The sequence below is a fragment of the Streptomyces sp. LN549 genome (assembly GCF_043203805.1).
Lineage (GTDB): Bacteria > Actinomycetota > Actinomycetes > Streptomycetales > Streptomycetaceae > Streptomyces.
Window position 1 is genome coordinate 8,976,785 of the sequence record NZ_JAZHRI010000002.1, and the last position, 18,116, is coordinate 8,994,900.

At 67.1% G+C, this 18,116-nt stretch carries 18 protein-coding genes and 5 pseudogenes; 11 read left to right on the forward strand and 12 right to left on the reverse strand.

The window, feature by feature from the left end:
* Positions 1–17: 17 nt before the first annotated feature.
* The 4 genes and pseudogenes from SH922_RS39670 (at position 18) to SH922_RS39685 (ending at position 2,715) form a co-directional block, all read left to right on the forward strand.
* Positions 18–847: pseudogene (locus SH922_RS39670) on the forward strand (IS5 family transposase).
* 271 nt (positions 848–1,118) lie between these two features.
* On the forward strand, positions 1,119–1,265 hold the full coding sequence (locus SH922_RS39675; protein ID WP_393063340.1) for a hypothetical protein: 147 nt from the start codon (positions 1,119–1,121) through the stop codon (positions 1,263–1,265).
* 243 nt (positions 1,266–1,508) lie between these two features.
* The gene (locus SH922_RS39680) at positions 1,509–2,339 is read left to right on the forward strand and encodes an IS5 family transposase (RefSeq protein WP_393063341.1); all 831 of its coding nucleotides are present in this window, start codon (positions 1,509–1,511) and stop codon (positions 2,337–2,339) included.
* A gap of 7 nt (positions 2,340–2,346) precedes the next feature.
* A complete protein-coding gene (locus tag SH922_RS39685) occupies positions 2,347–2,715 on the forward strand; it encodes a hypothetical protein (RefSeq protein ID WP_393063342.1) in 369 nt (122 codons plus the stop codon).
* A gap of 126 nt (positions 2,716–2,841) precedes the next feature.
* Here the strand turns inward: SH922_RS39685 and SH922_RS39690 are convergent, their stop codons facing one another.
* Together SH922_RS39690 and SH922_RS39695 are read right to left on the reverse strand one after the other, a co-directional pair.
* Entirely contained in the window at positions 2,842–3,861 is a 1,020-nt protein-coding gene (locus tag SH922_RS39690; protein ID WP_393063343.1) for a protein kinase family protein, read from the reverse strand.
* A 624-nt stretch (positions 3,862–4,485) separates the two neighbouring features.
* Positions 4,486–5,103: a hypothetical protein gene (locus SH922_RS39695; RefSeq protein WP_393063344.1), complete on the reverse strand. Its 618-nt coding sequence runs from the start codon at positions 5,101–5,103 to the stop codon at positions 4,486–4,488.
* A gap of 275 nt (positions 5,104–5,378) precedes the next feature.
* Here SH922_RS39695 and SH922_RS39700 point away from each other — a divergent pair.
* The 3 genes and pseudogenes from SH922_RS39700 to SH922_RS39710 all read left to right on the forward strand — a co-directional run.
* Positions 5,379–5,546 (forward strand): annotated as a pseudogene (locus tag SH922_RS39700) (LysR family transcriptional regulator); the annotation flags it as partial.
* A 14-nt stretch (positions 5,547–5,560) separates the two neighbouring features.
* Positions 5,561–5,779, forward strand: a complete 219-nt coding sequence (locus SH922_RS39705; protein WP_393063345.1) for a hypothetical protein — start codon at positions 5,561–5,563, stop codon at positions 5,777–5,779.
* A gap of 62 nt (positions 5,780–5,841) precedes the next feature.
* A complete protein-coding gene (locus tag SH922_RS39710; RefSeq protein ID WP_393063346.1) occupies positions 5,842–7,140 on the forward strand; it encodes a DUF4241 domain-containing protein in 1,299 nt (432 codons plus the stop codon).
* Positions 7,141–7,577: 437 nt separating this feature from the next.
* Here the strand turns inward: SH922_RS39710 and SH922_RS39715 are convergent, their stop codons facing one another.
* The 6 genes and pseudogenes from SH922_RS39715 to SH922_RS39740 form a co-directional block, all read right to left on the reverse strand.
* Positions 7,578–8,444 (reverse strand): GNAT family N-acetyltransferase, encoded by an 867-nt coding sequence (locus tag SH922_RS39715; protein WP_393063347.1) that lies wholly within the window; start codon positions 8,442–8,444, stop codon positions 7,578–7,580.
* A 40-nt stretch (positions 8,445–8,484) separates the two neighbouring features.
* Positions 8,485–8,709, reverse strand: a complete 225-nt coding sequence (locus SH922_RS39720; protein ID WP_393063348.1) for a hypothetical protein — start codon at positions 8,707–8,709, stop codon at positions 8,485–8,487.
* Positions 8,710–8,996: 287 nt separating this feature from the next.
* Positions 8,997–9,356 (reverse strand): DUF2716 domain-containing protein, encoded by a 360-nt coding sequence (locus tag SH922_RS39725; RefSeq protein ID WP_393063349.1) that lies wholly within the window; start codon positions 9,354–9,356, stop codon positions 8,997–8,999.
* Positions 9,357–9,396: 40 nt separating this feature from the next.
* A pseudogene (locus SH922_RS39730) lies at positions 9,397–9,531 on the reverse strand (hypothetical protein); the annotation flags it as partial.
* 177 nt (positions 9,532–9,708) lie between these two features.
* Complete coding sequence (locus SH922_RS39735; protein ID WP_393063350.1) at positions 9,709–10,089, reverse strand: FKBP-type peptidyl-prolyl cis-trans isomerase; 381 nt, start codon at positions 10,087–10,089, stop codon at positions 9,709–9,711.
* A gap of 218 nt (positions 10,090–10,307) precedes the next feature.
* A complete protein-coding gene (locus SH922_RS39740) occupies positions 10,308–11,534 on the reverse strand; it encodes an MFS transporter (RefSeq protein ID WP_393063351.1) in 1,227 nt (408 codons plus the stop codon).
* A gap of 56 nt (positions 11,535–11,590) precedes the next feature.
* Here SH922_RS39740 and SH922_RS39745 point away from each other — a divergent pair, with 56 nt between their 5' ends.
* Positions 11,591–11,953, forward strand: a complete 363-nt coding sequence (locus SH922_RS39745) for a winged helix-turn-helix transcriptional regulator (protein ID WP_393063352.1) — start codon at positions 11,591–11,593, stop codon at positions 11,951–11,953.
* A 95-nt stretch (positions 11,954–12,048) separates the two neighbouring features.
* Positions 12,049–12,273: pseudogene (locus SH922_RS39750) on the forward strand (transposase family protein); the annotation flags it as partial.
* Between the two features lie 95 nt (positions 12,274–12,368).
* On the opposite strand, the gene SH922_RS39755 reads toward SH922_RS39750, so the two are convergent.
* Positions 12,369–13,817 carry an NF041680 family putative transposase gene (locus tag SH922_RS39755; RefSeq protein WP_393063822.1) on the reverse strand — a complete coding sequence of 483 codons (1,449 nt, stop codon included), beginning with the start codon at positions 13,815–13,817 and terminating at the stop codon, positions 12,369–12,371.
* A gap of 248 nt (positions 13,818–14,065) precedes the next feature.
* Between SH922_RS39755 and SH922_RS39760 the strand changes: the two genes are divergently transcribed.
* Positions 14,066–14,728, forward strand: a complete 663-nt coding sequence (locus tag SH922_RS39760; protein WP_393063353.1) for a nucleoside monophosphate kinase — start codon at positions 14,066–14,068, stop codon at positions 14,726–14,728.
* Between the two features lie 259 nt (positions 14,729–14,987).
* On the opposite strand, the gene SH922_RS39765 is transcribed toward SH922_RS39760, so the two are convergent.
* The gene (locus tag SH922_RS39765; protein ID WP_393063823.1) at positions 14,988–15,359 is read right to left on the reverse strand and encodes a transposase; all 372 of its coding nucleotides are present in this window, start codon (positions 15,357–15,359) and stop codon (positions 14,988–14,990) included.
* The gene (locus SH922_RS39770) at positions 15,356–15,859 is read right to left on the reverse strand and encodes a transposase (RefSeq protein ID WP_393063354.1); all 504 of its coding nucleotides are present in this window, start codon (positions 15,857–15,859) and stop codon (positions 15,356–15,358) included. Before SH922_RS39770 ends, SH922_RS39765 begins: the two co-directional genes overlap by 4 nt.
* 187 nt (positions 15,860–16,046) lie before the next feature.
* Between SH922_RS39770 and SH922_RS39775 the strand changes: the two are divergent.
* Positions 16,047–17,183: pseudogene (locus tag SH922_RS39775) on the forward strand (IS701 family transposase); the annotation flags it as partial.
* 385 nt (positions 17,184–17,568) lie between these two features.
* Here the strand turns inward: SH922_RS39775 and SH922_RS39780 are convergent.
* Positions 17,569–17,973 carry a type II toxin-antitoxin system PemK/MazF family toxin gene (locus SH922_RS39780; RefSeq protein WP_393063355.1) on the reverse strand — a complete coding sequence of 135 codons (405 nt, stop codon included), beginning with the start codon at positions 17,971–17,973 and terminating at the stop codon, positions 17,569–17,571.
* Positions 17,974–18,116: the final 143 nt, after the last annotated feature.

The window sequence follows — 18,116 nt, forward strand, 5'->3', positions numbered from 1 at the left end:
TTCGCTTGGGTGGCGGGATGAGTGATCGCAAGCCGTACTCGAGTGATGTCTCCGACGAGCAGTGGGCCCTGGTCGAGCCTGTGGTCACGGCGTGGAAGGCCGCGCATCCGTCGGTCAGTGGCCACCAGGGCAGATATGTGATGCGGGAGATCGTGAACGCGATCCTGTACCAGAACCGCAGCGGCTGCCAGTGGGACCTGCTACCCCACGATCTGGCGCCCGCTGGTGCCGTGAAGTACTACTTCTACAAGTGGCGCGACGATGGCACCGATCAGACCGTTCATGATCTGCTGCGGTGGCAACTGCGGGAGAAGAAGCGGCGATTAGCCGACCCGAGCCTCATCGTCATGGACACGCAGAGCGTCCGTGCCGCCGTCGGCGTCCCAACCGCCACGACCGGCAAGGACGCGGCGAAACGGGTTCCGGGGCGCAAGAGATGCCTGGCCGTGGATGTATTGGGTCTCGTCGTCGAGGCTGTCGTCCTGCCGGCGTCCGCGCACGACAACGCCGCGGTATCGCGCTGCTGGACGGCGTGGCCGCCCAGATGGACGCCGTGAGGAAGGCCCTGGCCGACCAGGGGTTCAAGAAGGCCGTCGTCGACCACGGCAAGCAGTACGGCATCGACGTCGAGATCGTTGAGCGCAACCCGGCCGACAAGGGTTTCGTCCCGCAGGCCAAGCGGTGGATCGTGGAGCAGACGAACGGGATCCTGATGTTCTCTCGCCGCCTGGTCCGTGACTACGAGCACCGGCCCGCCACCTCGCGCTCTCGCGTCTTCTGGGCGATGACCTCTGTCATGGCCCGCCGGCTGACCGGCGCCACCCTGCCCTCCTGGAGGGCCGCATGATCGACAACCCGCAGATCAGAGCCATCCTTGCCTACATCGAGACCGGGAGACCGAACTCGGCGAGCAGGCCGGGCAGCTCCGCGCGTCCATCGAGGACCTCACCGCCCGCCTCGGCGAACTCGACGCGGAGACCGAGAACCTACGCATCACCCGCAAGACCCTCCTCAACATCCCAGCACCGGAGTCCGCCGACGATCCGCCGCGACCCGAGGCCCCGGACCACCCCGCCTACCAGCAGATTCTCGCGGCCTTCACCGACACAGGCCATCCGATGCGGGCCCGAGACCTGTGGGAGGCACTCGACCTGCCGATCCTCCCGAAGAACACCGAAGGCATCCGGTCCAAGCTGAAACGCCTGGTCACGCGGGGCATTCTCACCGAACCCGAGCCCGGCCTGTTCGCTCAGCCCCGCACCTGAGTACCAGTCCGCCCCGCCGACCAGGACTCCTCACCCAACCTCAAGCATCAAACGGACATGAAGTCACGTACCGCACTCTCAGAGGGCGGGGAGCGAGTTTTTGCCCGGTTTGCCGCTGGGTGTGGGTCAGGCCCGATGATCAACGTCGATCCACTCTGTTTGTCCTGGTCTGTCGTCGCGCGTTTCAGTGACGCCTGTACGAACCGGCGGCAGGGCGCAAGTAGGTGGTGCCAGGCTGGCGCGGTGAGCGAGCGCCGCGGTTACTACACGGACACGACCGACGAACAGTGGGCGCTGATCGAGCCGGTGATCGCGGCTTGGAAGGCGCAGCACTCATCGGTCAGCGGGCACACCGGGCGCTATGCGATGCGCGGGATCGTCGACGCGCTGATCTACCAGAACCGCACCGGCTGCCAGTGGTCGCTGCTGCCGGGCGACTTCCCGCCGGCCTCGGCGGTGAAGTACTACTTCTACCGGTGGCGCGACGACGGCCTGGATCAGGTGATCTGTGAGCTCCTGCGCTGCCAGGTGCGCGAGCGCGCCGGGCGCGCGGAGGACCCGTCGCTGGTGGTGCTCGACGCGCAGTCGGTGCACGCGGCGGTCAATCTCCATGCGTCCACCACGGGCAAGGACGCCGGTAAGAAGGTGCCGGGCCGCAAACACGGGATCGCGGTCGATGTCATAGGGCTGATCATCGCGGTCGTGGTGATGGCCGCGAGCGTGCACGACAACGCTATCGGCACCGCACTGCTGGACAAGCTCGCCACCACCACAAGCACGGTGAGCAAGGGGCTGGTGGACCAGGGGTTCAAGAACACCGTGGTCGAACATGGCCGGGAGATCGGTATCGACGTCGAGATCGTCGAGCGCAACCCGGCCGATACCGGCTTCGTGCCGCAGCCGATCCGGTGGAAGGTGGAGCAGACCCTCGGCACGTTGATGCTGCATCGGCGGCTGACCCGTGATTACGAGGGCAACCCGCGCTCGAGCGAGTCCCGGATCTACTGGGTCATAAGCTCGATCATGATCCGTCGGCTGACCGCCACGAGCGCCCCGACCTGGCGCGGACTATAGAAGGACGATGACGGTGACCTCGCTGTTGGATAAACTCGCCGACCGCGAGCAAGCCGTACGCACCCACGCCGACTACCTACGAGTGCAGCTCGCCCAGCTCACCGCCCAGATCAGCAAACTGGAAGCGGAACTCGCCGACCTGGCCACGACCCGCAAGGTCATGCTCACCCTCGGGATCGACGAGCACGACCCGCAGCCGCGGTCCCGCGGTCCCTGCCCGACAATCCCGTCTACCAGCACATCCTCACCGCCCTCGCCGACGCGGACAGGCCCGTGCGCGCGAAAGACCTGTGCCAGGTACTCGACCTCGGCCTTGAGTCGAAGAACATCGAAGGAATGCGCTGCAAGCTCAAGCGGCTGGTTGCCCGCGGTTTGATCGCCGAGAACGAGCCCGGTCTTTTTGCACTCTGTAGCCGATGATCACGTCCGCTCCACGCCCCGTCGTGGCGGGGGTTTGATCCGGGCTCGGTGACACACCAGGCCGAACCCGCTCCCCACCCCCTCAAAGCTCTATCGGGTACGGCGCCTGCCTGCTCTCGTGCTGGAGTCTGCGGAAGAAGTCCGTCATCACGACGGCGGCTGGCGCGTCGCGGGCGAGGATCGCCGCGGCCGTCGCGGGGGCCCCGGTAGGGACCTCGCCCCGGGCGTACGCGCGCAGCCGGGCCTCGCGATCTTCCCGCCCGGACCCGAAAAGTGTGGTGACCAGCCATTGAGACGTGTACATGGCCGTATAGCAGCGGTCGTAGTTCTGGTGCTGTTCGAAGAAGGCGGATTCGTCCTTCGACAGCTCGAACCGGGAGGAGATGGCCAGCCCGTAGTCCGCGAAATACAGGCGCTCACCATCCGTGAGGATGTTCTGGAAATGGGCGTCAAAGTGCAGCAGGCCGCGGGCGTTCATGAACGAGATCCCTGCCTCTAGGTTCCGCTCCACCATCGCGCACGCCCGATCGGCGACCTCTCCACGGGCGTTTATCTGCTCGCCGAGCCACTGATGCACGTTCTGCGGGATGTACTCCAGGAACAGCGCGATGCTCGCCGAGGAGTCCCGCAGCTCCTCGATGCGCCGGCGCACCTGCGATCCGCCGCCCCAAAAGGCGACCGTGCTCTCGATGTCGGACAGCTCCTCGGGCAGCGGCATCGAATCCGGCACCACCCGCCAGTGGTACATCAGCGGGAAACCCTCGTAGTCGCCCGCGAGCACCCAGCTTGTGGTCATGGCGTGCGCAGCCAGTTCCCGCCACGCTCCAAAGCCCGGCCCGCCGATGCCGTAGTGGCAGAACAACGGCAGCTCGAACAGGTTCGCCGTGGACCGGACGTTCTCCGGCCACCGTTCCAGGTCGGTCAGCGGCACTCGCTTGACGAACACGGGCATCCCGGCGACCTCCAACAGCGCCGACTTCCCGCCGATCCCGGATCCGATCGGCGCGGCCGCATCCAGGACTTTCGCCAGCGCGTGATCGCTGAGCAGAGCCAGGGAAGTGGAGACGGCGCTGTACGCGGTCAGCCGCGTGGCGAAGGACATGGGGCCTTACCCTACGGGGAGTTCGACGACTGCGCCGGGAGCCCGACTCTCGCATCGGGTGGCTGACGACGAGCCTGCCTGCTGGCCGACACCTTGAGTCCGGCAGCCCGCAACCCTCAACAAATGCGCTCTGACCTGCACACCTGCCCCACGCCCAAGGACCAAGCAGACAGAAGCTCGCTTTCCGCCCTCTCAGGGCACCTTATCTAGCTCAAGCCCCACCTATTGATCACAACCAAGTACGCGCCCTAGTTGTATTGACCCGCAGCGTTGTTGACTCGGTTGATCGGGGGCTGGCCTCCGAGTGCGGTGTGGCAGCGATGGTAGTTGTAGCTGTGGAGGAAGTCGTCGAGGGCTGCTCCCGACCTGCGGGCTCTCCGCTCCCCGCCCTCGCCACCTGCCGTGGCCGACAACGTGTCCGAAAGCCCCCGGGCCGCACAGGCGGTCATTGAACAGCGGCTCCATGTCGCCCTTGAAGGCGGCCCCGGCGTGCATCCCAGACCTCGCTCTCGGCTGCGATGTCGTGTCGTGCGGGCGCAGAGTTCCTACGTCCCCTCATGCACCGTCGCCGCTGCGGCGGTCCGCACATGGCTCCGGCTGTGATCCGCCGGGCAGAGCCCAGGGTTACCTGGCTTCCCACGGGTCCGGAGACGGCTTCAGGCCGAAAGTGCGGTGGAGTCGCGCCTGGGCAGCCTTGAGGTTCTTGATTCCTTCGTCGAACGTGTGCCACCCCCGCAACGCCTGTCCGCCTTCCGCGGGCGACTGGATCAGACTGTCCTCCGGCGCCGAATCGAGGACCTCGCGTGCGCCCTCGTCGAGGTACTCGATGGCGGCCGACCAGGCCGTCCGGGTCTTGGGGTCGGGGAGGGAAATGAACAGCCGGGCCGCGTTAAGAGCCTCCATGAGACCGTCGAAGTCCAGTATCACCAGGTCCAGTTCGGCATCGGGGCGGCCTGATTCAGCCTTCACCGCTTCCTTGATCAAGCTGACCATCGCCGTCTCGCCTCCGTACGCGTACCAACTGCTGACGGCCTCAGCGATCTCGGCGGCCGTAGTCGGTGTGGGCGCCGCGGTCGGAGACGGGGGCGGGGGCGTAGACAAGGTCGCCGTCGGGGTCGGTTGGGCGGCCGGCGTGGCGCCGCCCTTGGCCGGGTCGGGGTCGGCTCCCGCGCAGGCGCTGAGCAGCACGGCCGTGACGACCGTGAGCAGCAGCAGTAGGCGGACGCGCGCCGGCCGGTTCATCACCGGGTCCTGGTGGTCAGGGCGGCGAGCAGCAGGGCTCGGGCAGTCATGCTCGCACCCCCACGTACTCGTCGTCTGCCTGAGCTGCTGAGTCCTTCGTAACACGGCACTTCCCCTCGTCCTGCATGGGGCAATCAGGCCCCCCGCGGTGATTGCAGCGGCCCGTTCACGGCTGCCCCATCGACGCTAGGGCGAGGCGATACATTCCACCAGCGACTGGATTGGATGGGAGCGATGCCGCAGAGGAATAGGTGCGCGGGACGGAAGGGTGGCTCGTGTTCGACATCGACGCGCTGCGGCTGCTGGTGACCGTGGCCGGGACGGGGTCTTTCACCAAGGCGGCGGTCAGCCTCAACTACACGCAGTCGGCGGTCTCCCGACGCATCGCGTGGCTGGAGCAGGAAGCGGGGGGCGGCCCGCCCTTCGAGAGGAGCTCGAGCGGCTGCTGGCGGGCAACGTGAGAACACCGGTCTTCGTCATGCACCGGGCGCTTCCGATGCTGAGGGACGGCGGGCGGATCGTCAGCATGGGCTCGGCGGCCACCCGGACCGCCAATTCCGTTCAGATCGGCTACACCGTCAGCAAGGCGGCCTGGCAGCCCTCGCCCCGTCGCTCTTCTGGTTGTCCTGGCTGGGCCGTCGGCGCGGGCGGCGGCGGCTCACGCCCGGCCCGGTAAGGGCGTTGTCACAGGTGGCGGCTATGTTGCAGCTCATTACGTACGCGACTGGGGGAGCGGCAATGGTGGTTGAGGTGGAGTACGCGCAGGCGTGGGATCTGGAGACTCGCGTACCCTGGCGGCCGATATCCGTGGAGGAGGCCCGTAAGCGGGATGCCGCCGGGCTTCCGTACGTGGTCGTGTACCGGCTGGCGGGCCGGGAGGCCCCGCTGGAGGTTCGGCTCGTCTCCTGGCGGGATCACTATGTCGGGGTGTGGGTCTACGACGCGCAGGGCCGCCGTACCTACGACCTGGACATGCGGCTGCTGGACGACCCGGCGCGGCTGCTGTGCCGGTACGCCGTCCGATGGCACTACACCGGCCCGGAGATGGCGGAATTTGACGAAGCGTGCCCGCGCATCACCGAGGAACTCTTCCCGGACGGAAGGGGCCGACGAGTGGAGCAGTCCCAGGGCAAGCGCGGGGGCTCCTACGTCACCGTGCCCAGGGTCGGCGATGACGAGCGCTGGACGGACCGGCCTACCTTCGGAGAATGGCCGCTGTTCTCCGCCCGGTCGCACGGGCTGACGGAGCCGCCGGCCTTCGAGATCACCGGGCCGGCCGCGGCGGCCGCCGACGGCAGCCCGCTCGCACCCACCACCTGCTGGCGTCCACCCCGCCCCGCGCAGCCCGGACCGATCGGTGAGCTGTTCCGGCCCGGGGCGCGCGTGACCGACGGATACCACCCCGAGATGACGATCGTGGAGCCACGCCGCATTGGCACCCTGCGCGTACCCAGCGGGCTGCTCGCCGTCTCCGGCCCGGACATCGACCACAAAGACGGCCCGCACATCACGGTCCCCGTCCCGCCAGGGGAGTACGTACTGGAGGAGGCGCAAGCCAGGCACACCTACCACTGCGAGTGGGAGGGGAGCGAGGTCACGCGCACCGACACCATGGCCGTCTGCCTGCTCGTCAGCGAGGCCCGCGCCGCGTCCTGGGAGATGGCGCTCAGGCCCGACGACGACCTCCGGCTGTTCATCGAGAACCAGATCTCCGGTTTCGACACCGACGGTGCCACCGGCTGCTTCGCTGACGCCGGAGCCTGGGAACCGCTCCTTGCGATCTACGAGAAGGGGCTGATCCAGGAAGACCCGGACCTGGACCCGGACGCCTACGAGGACATCGGCGACTCCATGTACCTCCTGCGTACCCGGGACCAGGCCTCCGGCGGCGAACTGGCGGCCTTCGCGACGACAGGGGACGGCACCTATCCCGTCTGGGTCGGCCGTTCCCAGGCCGGCGAAGTGGTCGCGGTCATAGTGCTGGTAGAGGGGATGCCCGAACTGCTCCCGGAAGGCGGAGCCACCGCCGGTGCCTGACGTGGCCCGCGCGCAGTCCGGGGGCCCGCCGCCGCGTACCCCCAGACGGGACTTCCATGAACAGGTAGAAGAACCCGGGAGCAGCAGCATCCGCGCGACCAGGAGGACCGGGCCGACGGACAGTATCGGGTCCTGGCCGCCGCACGCGCCCCCGTCGAGCACGACTTCGCTCACCTGAGGAACTGGAGGATCCTCACGAAACGCTGCACCGACCCCGCCCGCGCCACCCACCTCCTGCGGCTCTGCTCGCCCTGGCGGACCTTGAAAGCCGCCGCCGGCGAATGAGCTACACCCCAGACTGCCGCCCACGCCAGCATGAGCACCCTGCAGTTGAATCACTCCATCGCGCGTGGCCCGACGTCGGGCGGCCCGAGTCCCGTCCCACATTTTCGGCGATCGCCGGGACCCCGGGCCCGCTTTGCCGAGCAGCCACGGTGTCAGACCGTCCGGATCCGGTCCCGCACCTCCGGCCGCGCCTCGAACCCGGCCGCCTTGTAGGTGGCGATGCCACCGACGTTGGAACTCGGCGTGCAAACGCGCACGCTCGACGAGCCCATCTCCCGCAGCGTGGCCGCCCCGGCCACGGTGATCGCCCGGCCGTAGCCGCGACCACGGTGGTCCTCGTGTACGCCCATCGGCTCGACGAGCCCCGGCTTCCCCGGGCCGGCCGACCACACCGTCACCACCGCCGCCACGGTGCCCTGCTCGTCATAGGCGCCCAGGCAGCGGGCGTCTGCGTAGAACGGTCCCGCCGACATCGCGTGCCAGTACTCGCGCGTAGGCCTCGAGGTGTTGAACGCCGACCGCAGGACGTCGGCGAAATCCTGCGCCTGCTCCGGGCCGATCGCCCTGATCCGCACGCCGGGGTCCTCCACCGGCTCCGCGAGGCCGCGGAAGAGCGGCGTCCACGGCTCGTCGACGCCCCAGCCCTCCTTGGTCAACAGGTCGTGAAGCAGCAGGCCCAGCGGCGCCTCGATCGACACCGCTCCTTCCGGCAGCACGCCGCGCTCAGGCAGCGAGAAGTCTTCGACGAGCCGCCGCGCCAAGCCCTCATCCTGGAAAGCGTCCGGAGCGACCGTCATCCGTACCACCGTCGGAGAGTCCAGCATCCCGACCGCGAGGATCCGTCCGTCCCGGCTCCAGGTCCGGACCACCGCAGCGGTCTCGGCCGTTCCGAACCGGTAGTTCCAGCCAATGTCCCCCGAATGCAATTGCATCGGCGCTCCGTCGTACTGCCATTCCCGCAGCGCGGCCATGGCCTCGCGCACCCCGTCGACCGTCGACGTTCCCAGCACAGTCGTCATAGCGGGGATCAGACACCCCATCCTGAAGGTCTGCAACCGGTTAACCGACGCAGTAGTGCTCCCGCAGCGGCCCGACTGAGACCTTCGCTCCGCGCGGTAGTCCTGCCGGCGAGACATCGCGGCGGATCTGCTCGCTGATCCGCCGCATGGCGCGCATCGCCACCTCGAACTCGTCACGCTCGACCCGCACGTCTACCAGCTGCTTGGCCAGCCACTCCTCGACGACGTCCAGCTCAGCCCGTCGAGCGGCGATCCGGTCCAGCATCACGGGATCCGCCAGATGATCTCGACAGCAGACAGCAGACAGCCACCCGCGACCAGTACGAGTGCCGCACAACCTTGCCACGCCAGCACTTTGACCAGCAACTTCAAGATGGCGACACCTCACTGATCCGGCGTGGCATCGCCGTGGCGCACTTCTCGGGCAATGGATCCGAGAGGCAGAGCGGTCCACAATCGGACGTCTCCGGTCGTTTGGCAGCTTCCTGCGGCAGGACTTCGACGCGGTGACGGCTGGCCTGACCCTGCCCTACAGCTGAACCCAAACCGAGCTCAGGCGGGGCCTACTGCCTTACCGGATCTGCGGATAAGTGAGCCAAGGACCCTGTCGACCTCCGCGGATACGGCGTCGAGGAGTTCCTCACCGAACAGGCAGAGGGACTCTTCCCAAGGGTGGCCAGAACTGCCGTAGCTGAAGTCTTCCGAGAGGTAGATGCAGTAATCCCCGTCGGGGTACGGGCTCAGAGGCCAAGACGGCTGCCCAGGACCACCGGCGTCGTGCGGAGCGAAGCGATACGACGTGTGCTGCCAGTCGAGCGCGAGCAGCGTGCCCTGCGGGCCAACGCAGGAGGCCAGCCCCTGCTCGACCACCTCGACCAGGGTCCAGGCGCGCCGAACCCGGATCGTCGTCAAGCGCAGAAAGGCTCCAGGCGATCGACGCGACGGGCTCCTTGATGGCTGGCCACTTTAACGAACTCATACTCGACCGGCAGCTGAAGTCCTCGTAGAAGCGGTCCCAGACGCGTCGGTACTCAGCCTCTGGAAGCGCGGCCACGCGATCCTCCATCATGCCGCGACTATGCAGCATCGAAGGGCGCCGTCAACCGCATCAAGAAGATGAAGAGACAGCTCTACGGTCGAGCCGGATTCGAACTGCTCCGCAATATGATCCTGCTGCAGTAGCTCCCCGCGACAGTGTTGGTCTGCCGTTGGTCGGTGTTTCCCGGCCTTGGTTCCGGGCGGAGAGGCCAGGTAGCGGAAGGCCTCAGACTGCGACGGAGAGCAGGTCCACCACGAAGACGAGTGTCGAGCCCGCCGGGATCAACGGCGAGGGTGACAGGTTGCCGTAGCCGAGGCGCGGAGGAACGATGATCTCGCGCCGGCCGCCGACCTTCATCCCTCTGACCCCGCGGTCCCAGCCCTTGATGACCTTGCCACCGCCCACGGCGAACTTGAACGTCTGGCCCCGGTCCCAGGAGGTGTCGAATTCCTTTCCGGACTCGAAGGTGATCCCGACGTAGTGAACCCGGACAACTCTGCCCGGCTTCGCCTCAAGCCCGTCCCCGACGACGAGATCGCGGGTTGTCAGCTCGGTGGGAGCGTCACCCTCCGGAAGGTCGATCTCGGGCTTCGTCAGTTCACTCATTGCACCCTCATTCGTTCGCCGCCGGAAGCCCTCATACAGACCAGCCAGGCGCATGGTCACTCTAGGCAGTAGATCATCATGCTGCCGTAAACGTTGATCTCCTGGAGTGCACCAAGCCCAACGGAGCACGGGTCAGCTCACCCTCGCGCTTGCCAACACATGGGAGCGTCATCCAACCGCCATGACCGCCAACCCCGTGAACCTATGCGGTTACGGCGCTAGACACCTCCGATGCGGCTCTGAGCCGCTGGCACCACCTTGCCGATCGTAGTGGCGAGCGTGGCTCCGAGGACGCTGACGCCGACCAGGGTCAGCCAGATCGCGGCTGCCCCGATGGACAGCAACCCGGAGAGCGCGGCCGGAGCGACCGCTCCTGCGACAGTCACAGCGAGCTGGTTGAGGGCCAAGTACCGGCCGCGGAGAGCGTCTGGGGCGCTCTCCGCGGCGACCGTCGACGTGATGGGGCCGCCGAGGATCTCACCGAAGGTGTAGCTGCCTGCGCCGAGCAACATGACGCTGACCGCGAGGGCGAGCGCAGCCACGCGGTCGGCGGCCAGGAACAGGAGGTAGCTGGCCGCAAAGCAGGCGTGTCCGGCGACGAGGACGCGGCTGCGGATCCTCCCGCTGAGCCACCCGACGACGATGCCTTGGCCGAAGCCGACCATCAGGGCGTTGAGCGTGAAGACAGCGCCGGCAGTCCAGCCAGGCAGTCCCAGCACACTCACGGCGTAGACCGGTATCGCGATGTTGAGCGCGAACAAGGAGATCGCGAAGCACAGTTGATGCGCGACCAGTGACAGGTACCGCCGATCCCGGAGCACGCGCCCCCAGCCTCCAGCAGCGTCCTGGCCCGCCTCGGGACGGATATTCGGCACGGCCCGCATCAGAACGAAGGCGATGACATAGGACAAGGCGTTGACGACCACGATCGCGGTGTAGACGCCGTGCGTACCGAAACTGACGGCGACGGCGCAGAGGAGGCCGCCGAGTGCGTAGCCGAGGTTGCGTACCGACCCCAGAAGACCGAACCAGCGCTCGCGTTGGCCGGGCGCGGCCAACGCCGTCACGGTCACGCCGTAGCAGCTGAAGAACACCGCCCGCCCTGCACTGTTCAACCAGGCGCAGACGGCGATCTGCCAAGTCTGGCCGGCGACGAGATACCCGGCGAAGCCGAGCGCCTGGACCAGGTTTGCCGCCTGCAATACCGGCTTGGCGCCGTACCGGTCCACCAGTCCTCCGACCAGAGGACCCGCCGGGAGCGCCAGCAGCCCGGCCGTCGTCAGTGCCGCGCCCACCTGCACCAGCGTCAGCGACGTCGTGGCCAGAAAATACAGCATCGAAACGGGGACGAAAACACCAGTGCCGATCGATTCGATGACGATCGCTGCAACGAAACGGCCGTGCCGAGCTATCGAGGGACGGACCGCGTAATCGGGAATAGTCACAACCCGGGACGGTATAGATTCTATACCAGTATCTACAACGCTACCGGGAGTCGTGCATGAGTAACGCCTACAACGTCATGGCCGCGACCTGCCCCAGTCGCACCGTTCTGCACCGGATCGGGGCGCGCTGGACGGTGTTCATCGTCAACGCGCTGGACAACAGGCCGAAGCGATTCACCGAGCTCAAGGCGCACATCCGGGGGATCACACCGAAGGCGCTCACCGAGACGCTTCGCGCGATGGAGTACGACGGTCTGATCTCTCGCACGGAGATTCCCGCAAATCCCCCGCATGTCGAGTACGCCCTCACCGACCTCGGGCGGTCACTGCTGACACCCCTACGTGCCGTCCGGGAATGGGCCGAGAGTCACGTCCCCGAAATTGAGCGCGCCCGCGCACAAGCCGATGCGCAACGGTAACCCCGTTCGCCGATGGGGGCGGTTGGCCGTACCTTACGGATCACGTCGAGTTGACGGCCTTCGCAAGCCTGCGGTAGCAGATCAGGGGGGCAACGAGGCGGGAACGGGCCTGGTGGGGGTCGGCCGCGTGCCTTCCGCTCGCGGACCGGGTGTTGCTGGTGGCCGTCTGCTACCGGACGAACCTCACGATGCGGCAGCTCGCGCCATTGTTCGGCTGCTCGCCGGCCACCGTGTGCCGGGTTATCCACCGGCTGCGGCCGCTCCTGGCGATCGAGCCGGCCACCCGCCCCATTGACGCCGTGGAACGGCTCAAGGGCACAGGACCCGGCTCCACCTGTCCAGTCACAGCCTTCTGCAACACGCTTCAGCTTGTTACTAAACCTCCGGCCCGGTCTTGCTGGCGGAGTGGGTGTGATCACTCCGGTCCGGTTCGGTCGCGTTCGATCAGGGTGGCTGGTCGTTTGGCAGTTTTGCCCACGTCGCAGCGGGTGGCCTTCGTTCGGTTCGGGATGCCGGGCGGCCGTCCCGGTCCTGGCCTGGAGGGTTTGGGTGCACGGGCCGGACTTGCCAAGTGGGGTCGGATGTTCCGAAACCCGCGGCGGACCCGGGCCGGGGCCAGCGGCCGGCCGGGGCGGCTGGTCTTCTCCCATGGGCGGCGCTGGTCGGTGGTGTGCGGGGCAGCGAGGCGGAGCTGGGTGTGGGCTGCGACCACGAGCCAGGTCCACCGGTCCGCGGCTTCGGGTGAGCGCAGGCGCGGGCGGCCCCAGCCCAGGGTCTGTTTCAGGAAGCGAAAAGTATGTTCAAGATCAAATCGGCGAAGGTAGCTGGACCAGGCGAAGTCGACGTCCTCGGCGGTGGCACCTGTCTGCGATGACCACAGCCACACCGGCGGCGCTTGCCGGTCGCCGGGCAGGTGGTCGACCTTCAGCCTGATCAGGGTGCCCTCGATCAGCGGGAGTTCGCCGTCGTCGCCGATCCAGGCGGAGCGGTGGGTCAGGAACGGGTGGATCCGGTCCCAGGCCCGGGCTTCGGCCTTGCCGTAGCGGGCGGTGTCGTTGCTGGTGGTCAGCGCGGGTTCGGGCCAGGTGTCGGGGTCGGCCAGTTTGAACCGGGCCCCGTGCTTGGGTGGCCGGCCTCCGGCCGGATACGCCGCGGCGTACTGGGCCCAGGTCTGCGCCGGGCCGCGCAGGACGCGGTCCGACCGCAGCCGCCCGACGACCTCGACCGGCAGGTCCGCCAGGACGTGCGCCAGGCGCATCGGGTCGTAGCCCGCGTCCATCACGACCATGATGTCCGCGTCACCGTCCTTCCACTGGCCCGCGGCGACCAGGCGCTCGACCACCTGCCGCAGCTGGGCGGCGGTCACCAGCGCCGCGTCATCCGCAGGTCCGAGCCGGACAGCGTCGAGGATCTGCGTCCAGGAGGTGCGGTCCGCGGTCAGGGCTGCGACGAACGAGTACGGCCAGCCCGGCATCACGTGGTCAGACGCCCGGCCCGCCCTGCCGTGCACTAGACAGAACAACCGCCCCGGCGAACACGCGGCATCCGAGCGCAGCCACGGCGAGACATCCACCGTCAGCACGATCCGCCCGCCGAACCTCGGCAACGGCAGCGAGACCAGCAGGTCACGGAGCCGCTCGACGTCCAGGCGGCCCTGGTTCAACGCCGCATACAGAGAGCCGTGCCCGCGCCGGTGCTCAGCGGTCAACGACAACTCCACCGGCGTCCGCGCGGGCGCATCCGAGCACAGCAGCGCGTCGGTGAGCTCGAAGAACGCGTCCGCCCGGCGCGACAGACACCCGTACAAGCCCGTCCGGAAGCGTGACAGTTCCGCGAACACCTCACGTCCGCCCACCGGCTGCATCACACTGACCACCGCGGCCTTCCTCGTGAACTTCCCGAACTCATCGCTGACTTCAGGATCACGAGAAGGCCGCACCCATACCCGGCGATCACCCGAACGAGTGCCCATGGGCAAAGATGACCGATTCATGGAAGGCGTTGACGGGTTCCATTCGGGGCGTGACAGGATCACAACTCGCGGGAACCTGAACCAATCCGGATCGGCAGGCTGAATCTGCGGTCGGAACCTAGCTGAGGAGTAGCGGGCCGGTGCGTGTGGTCGTCTTCGAAGCGCCAGGGGGTGGGCGAGATGCCACGGTCAGTTTGCTGGCGCAGGCGCTGGCAGTGCCGCAGACCTCACTCGGCGATTTCATGCGCGCCAACATCTCGCAGGGCACTGACCTGGGGATCCGGGTCTCCGAGCTCACGAAATCCGGCAACAACCTGGTCGACGAAAACCTCATCACCGAGGTCGTCCGCGACGGCCTTGAGCGGCTGACCCACACAGGCTTCCTCCTCCTTGGACACCCCGGCACCCTCTCTCGGGCGCTCGCCCTCGACGACCTGCTCCGTGAGTTCGACGCTCCTCTCGACGGCGTGGTGAACCTGCGTCTGCCCGATTCGGGCGTGGAACGTCGCATCCACCGCCTTGCGGCTTGGCGCCGCTGCCGAAACGACCGCGCCCACCGCTTCATCCCGGATATACACCGCCTCAGCGTCGAAGGCCTCTGCCACTGCGGAGGGAAGCTCTACCAGCACGAAGACGAGACCGAGACCCGGTACCGCAACATGTACCTGTCCTACGAAGCAATGCTGGAACCCATCACCCAGCACTACGCCGAGCAGGGCCTCCTCGTCACAGTCGACGCTGCCGGCACGTTTGACGAGATATCCGGACGCGCACTCGCCGCGCTCCAGAACCGCAGCCGCTGATTTTGCTCCTCACCGATCACCAGGCCGTCCAAGGGCCCCCTCAGCATCAGCAGCATCCCTCAACTCCTGGTGCTGCTGACCTTCGGAGCGAGGCGCGGCCACGGCCGCCCGGCACTCTCCGCGGCAGCAGGTCGAAGTAGGTCAAGGACAGTGCGGACAGTTCTTGGACTGCACCTGTCGAACATATGTACAAGTTGGCGGGCGAGATGATCACCGCGATGTTAAGGAACAAGTTCAGGGCCTGTTGCGAAAGTGCTGGTCACAGCCACTCGTCTCCGGAATCGCAGCGAATCCCGCGTCTGCGCAGGTAGGCGCGGTTCCTCCGGGATCCGTAAGCCTTGTCGGCGCGGACCTTGTCCGGGTGCTTGGGCGGGCGTCCCAGGCCGAGTCGGAGCACCCGGATGTTCTCCAGGGCCGGTTCGAACTGCGGTGAGTCCCCACGCTGACCGGCAGTGATCACGATGGACATGGGCCTCTGGCCCTGCTCGACCGCGCGGTGGAGCTTGGTGGTCAGGCCGCCGCGCGAGCGTCCGAGTTCATGGTCGGCCGTGTCGGTGTCGATGCCGCCAGGCGGTTCCTTTGGAGATCCCCTTTTCTTGCCGCTCCGGCGGCATGCTGGTGGGCACGTCAGACAGTGGAGTCAACGCTCACATCCCAGGTGATCAGGCCTTTTGCGTCCGTCTGGGCCTTCGGTTCGGTGAAGATGTGCTTCCGGTTGCCGTCCCGCTGCCAGCGCCTGAACAGGTCGTAGACTCGGTCCCACGGTCCGTACCATTCGGGCACATCGAGCCACGGCGTCCCGGCCCGGGTTCGCCACCGTATCCCGTTGACCAGCTGCCGCTGCGTCCATATCGGCGGTCGCCCAGGCTTCACCCCTCTGGCAAGAGTGCCTCCAGCCGGTCCCACTGTTCGTCCGTCAGGTCTCCGCGTGCCACGGTCCGAAATCATTTCGCACGATCCATATACGCGACGGGCTCGACGTACATCACAGATCGATGGCCAAGTGTGTGAGAGAGGGTCAGGATTTCCGCCCATGGAACTCATCTCGCTGACGACACAGCGTCTGCACTTATGCCCCCATGATCCCAGCGACGAGGACGCGGTCTTCGCCGTGTGCCAAGACGCCGACATACAGCGGTGGACGGAATTTCCCGAACCGTATGAACGTCAGCACGCGGCTTTCTACCTAATACTCCAGTTGCACTTCTCCATATGACCTGGTCACGGGGCCCTTTTGGAGTCTAGTCGGCTGACGCTGCATCAGGTCGGTGGTGGTTCGTGACTCACCCGATCGGGGCGCGTTGTACCGGTTGTGGATATGGAGAGCGATACCGAAGTCGGTTCGTGGGATGCCGAGTTGGAGTCATTGCTGCTGCGGGTGGGCGAGCGGTTCGGCAGGGTCGAGCCGCGGCGGCGGATGCGGGACTACGTGCGCGGCCTGCTGGGCCCAGTGGGCCGGAAGAACAGCTGGCAGATAGCCGAGCACGCAGGCAATGACACCCCGTATGGGCTGCAGCGACTGCTGTCGTGGTGCCAGTGGGACCCGGACGAGATCCGCGACGATCTGCGGGACTACGTGGCCGACCAGCTCGGGCAGCCGGACGGTGTTCTGATCGTGGACGACACCGGCTTCCTCAAGAAGGGCACCGTCTCCGCCGGGGTGCAAAGGCAGTATTCCGGCACCGCTGGCCGCACGGAGAACTGCCAGATCGGAGTGTTCGCCGCTTATGCCTCCGCCAGGGGCCGGATCCTGGTGGACCGCGAGCTTTACCTACCCAAGTCCTGGACGGAGGATTCCGACCGGTGTCGCACCGCCCGGATTCCGGAGAGCAAGTCCTTCGCGACCAAGCCAGAACTTGCCCGTGCCATGGTCTGGCGGGCCCTGGACTCTGCACTGCCGATCGCCTGGGTAACCGCCGATGCGGCCTACGGGCAGGAGTGGCACTTCCGGCGGATGCTGGAGGAGGCCGGCGTGGGCTACGTCCTGGCGGTGCCCAAGTCGCAGCAGGTCAAGTCTCCAGCGGGAAGCTGGCGCATCGACCATGTCCTGACCGGTGCCCCGGCCGAGGCGTGGGAGCGGATCTCCTGCGGTGACGGTGCGAAGGGGCCGCGGGTCTACGACTGGGCCGCGGTCAGGCTGCCCACCATCGAGGGTTCGGATCCCGCCCACTACCGCTGGGTGCTGGCCCGCCGCAGCTTGGCACGTCCCGAGGAGATCGCGTATTACCTGGCCTTCGCGCCGGCGGACGCTACCGTCTCCGAACTGGTTCGGGTGGCTGGCGCCCGGTGGGCCATCGAGGAGTGCTTCCAGGCCGCGAAGAACGAGTGCGGTCTGGACCAGTACGAAGTCCGCCGCTACGTCGGCTGGTACCGCCACATCACCCTGGCCATGCTCGCGCACGCCTTCCTGGCGGCAATGACAGCCCAGGCCCTCGAAAAGGGGGCCGCAGAAACGGTTCGAGCAGCCTCGTTCCCCTCACCGTGGCAGAAGTCCGGCGGCTCCTGGACCTTGCCCATCCCCCCTCAGCCCGGCACCGGTCACCCGCGCAGCGGCTCTACTGGTCCCGCTGGCGCCGACGCCACCAGGCCATCGCCCGCCGCTGCCACTACCAGCGCCGCACGCGCCCCGATCGGGTGAGTCACGAACCACCACCGACCTGATGCAGCGTCAGCCGACTAGACTCCAAAAGGGCCCCGTGACCAGGTCATATGGAGAAGTGCAACTGGAGCTAATACTCCAGCCGTAGATCGTGATCTCGATGGTGAGGGGCGTCGAGGCCAGCGTGGATCGTCTCGCCCGAGATCGCCCACGCCGTCACGGGCGTCGGCTCCTTCTTCGTCTACCCGAGTTCGCCGAGACGGAGGGCGTCCCGTATCTCGCTGAGCTTCGCAGTCGTTGCCGGGGTACGCTCGTGCGCTTGTGCAGCGAGTCGGAGGGCGTCGTCAATCTCGCTGAGCTTCAGGGAGGAAAGGACGGCCTCCCGCTCTATCAGGTCGTCCCGGGACACAGTGGTCAGCCACGTGCACGGGGTGAAGCCTGGACGCGGGAACGCGAGCCGCAGCACGCCTTCGAACGGCAGTCCTTCACCGGCGCCCACCATCACTTCGATGCCCAGACCGCTGATGTCGACGCCCGCCGGAGCAACGACCTGCATCACCCGGATCCCGGAGGTGTCCTCTCCAGACAGCAGTACGACCAACCTCCGCTCGTCGAACTGAACCCACCAGACTTCGCCACGTTGCACAAGTCCTCCAAGTACAGGACGGCAGGCAGACGCTGCGCGACCCTGACGCGCTGTGGAGACGGGCGCGGCCACCGTTGATCATAGGCGTGTGAAGGCAAACGATCATGCGGTGGCCGCAGGTCACAGCGTAGACCCTGCCCGCT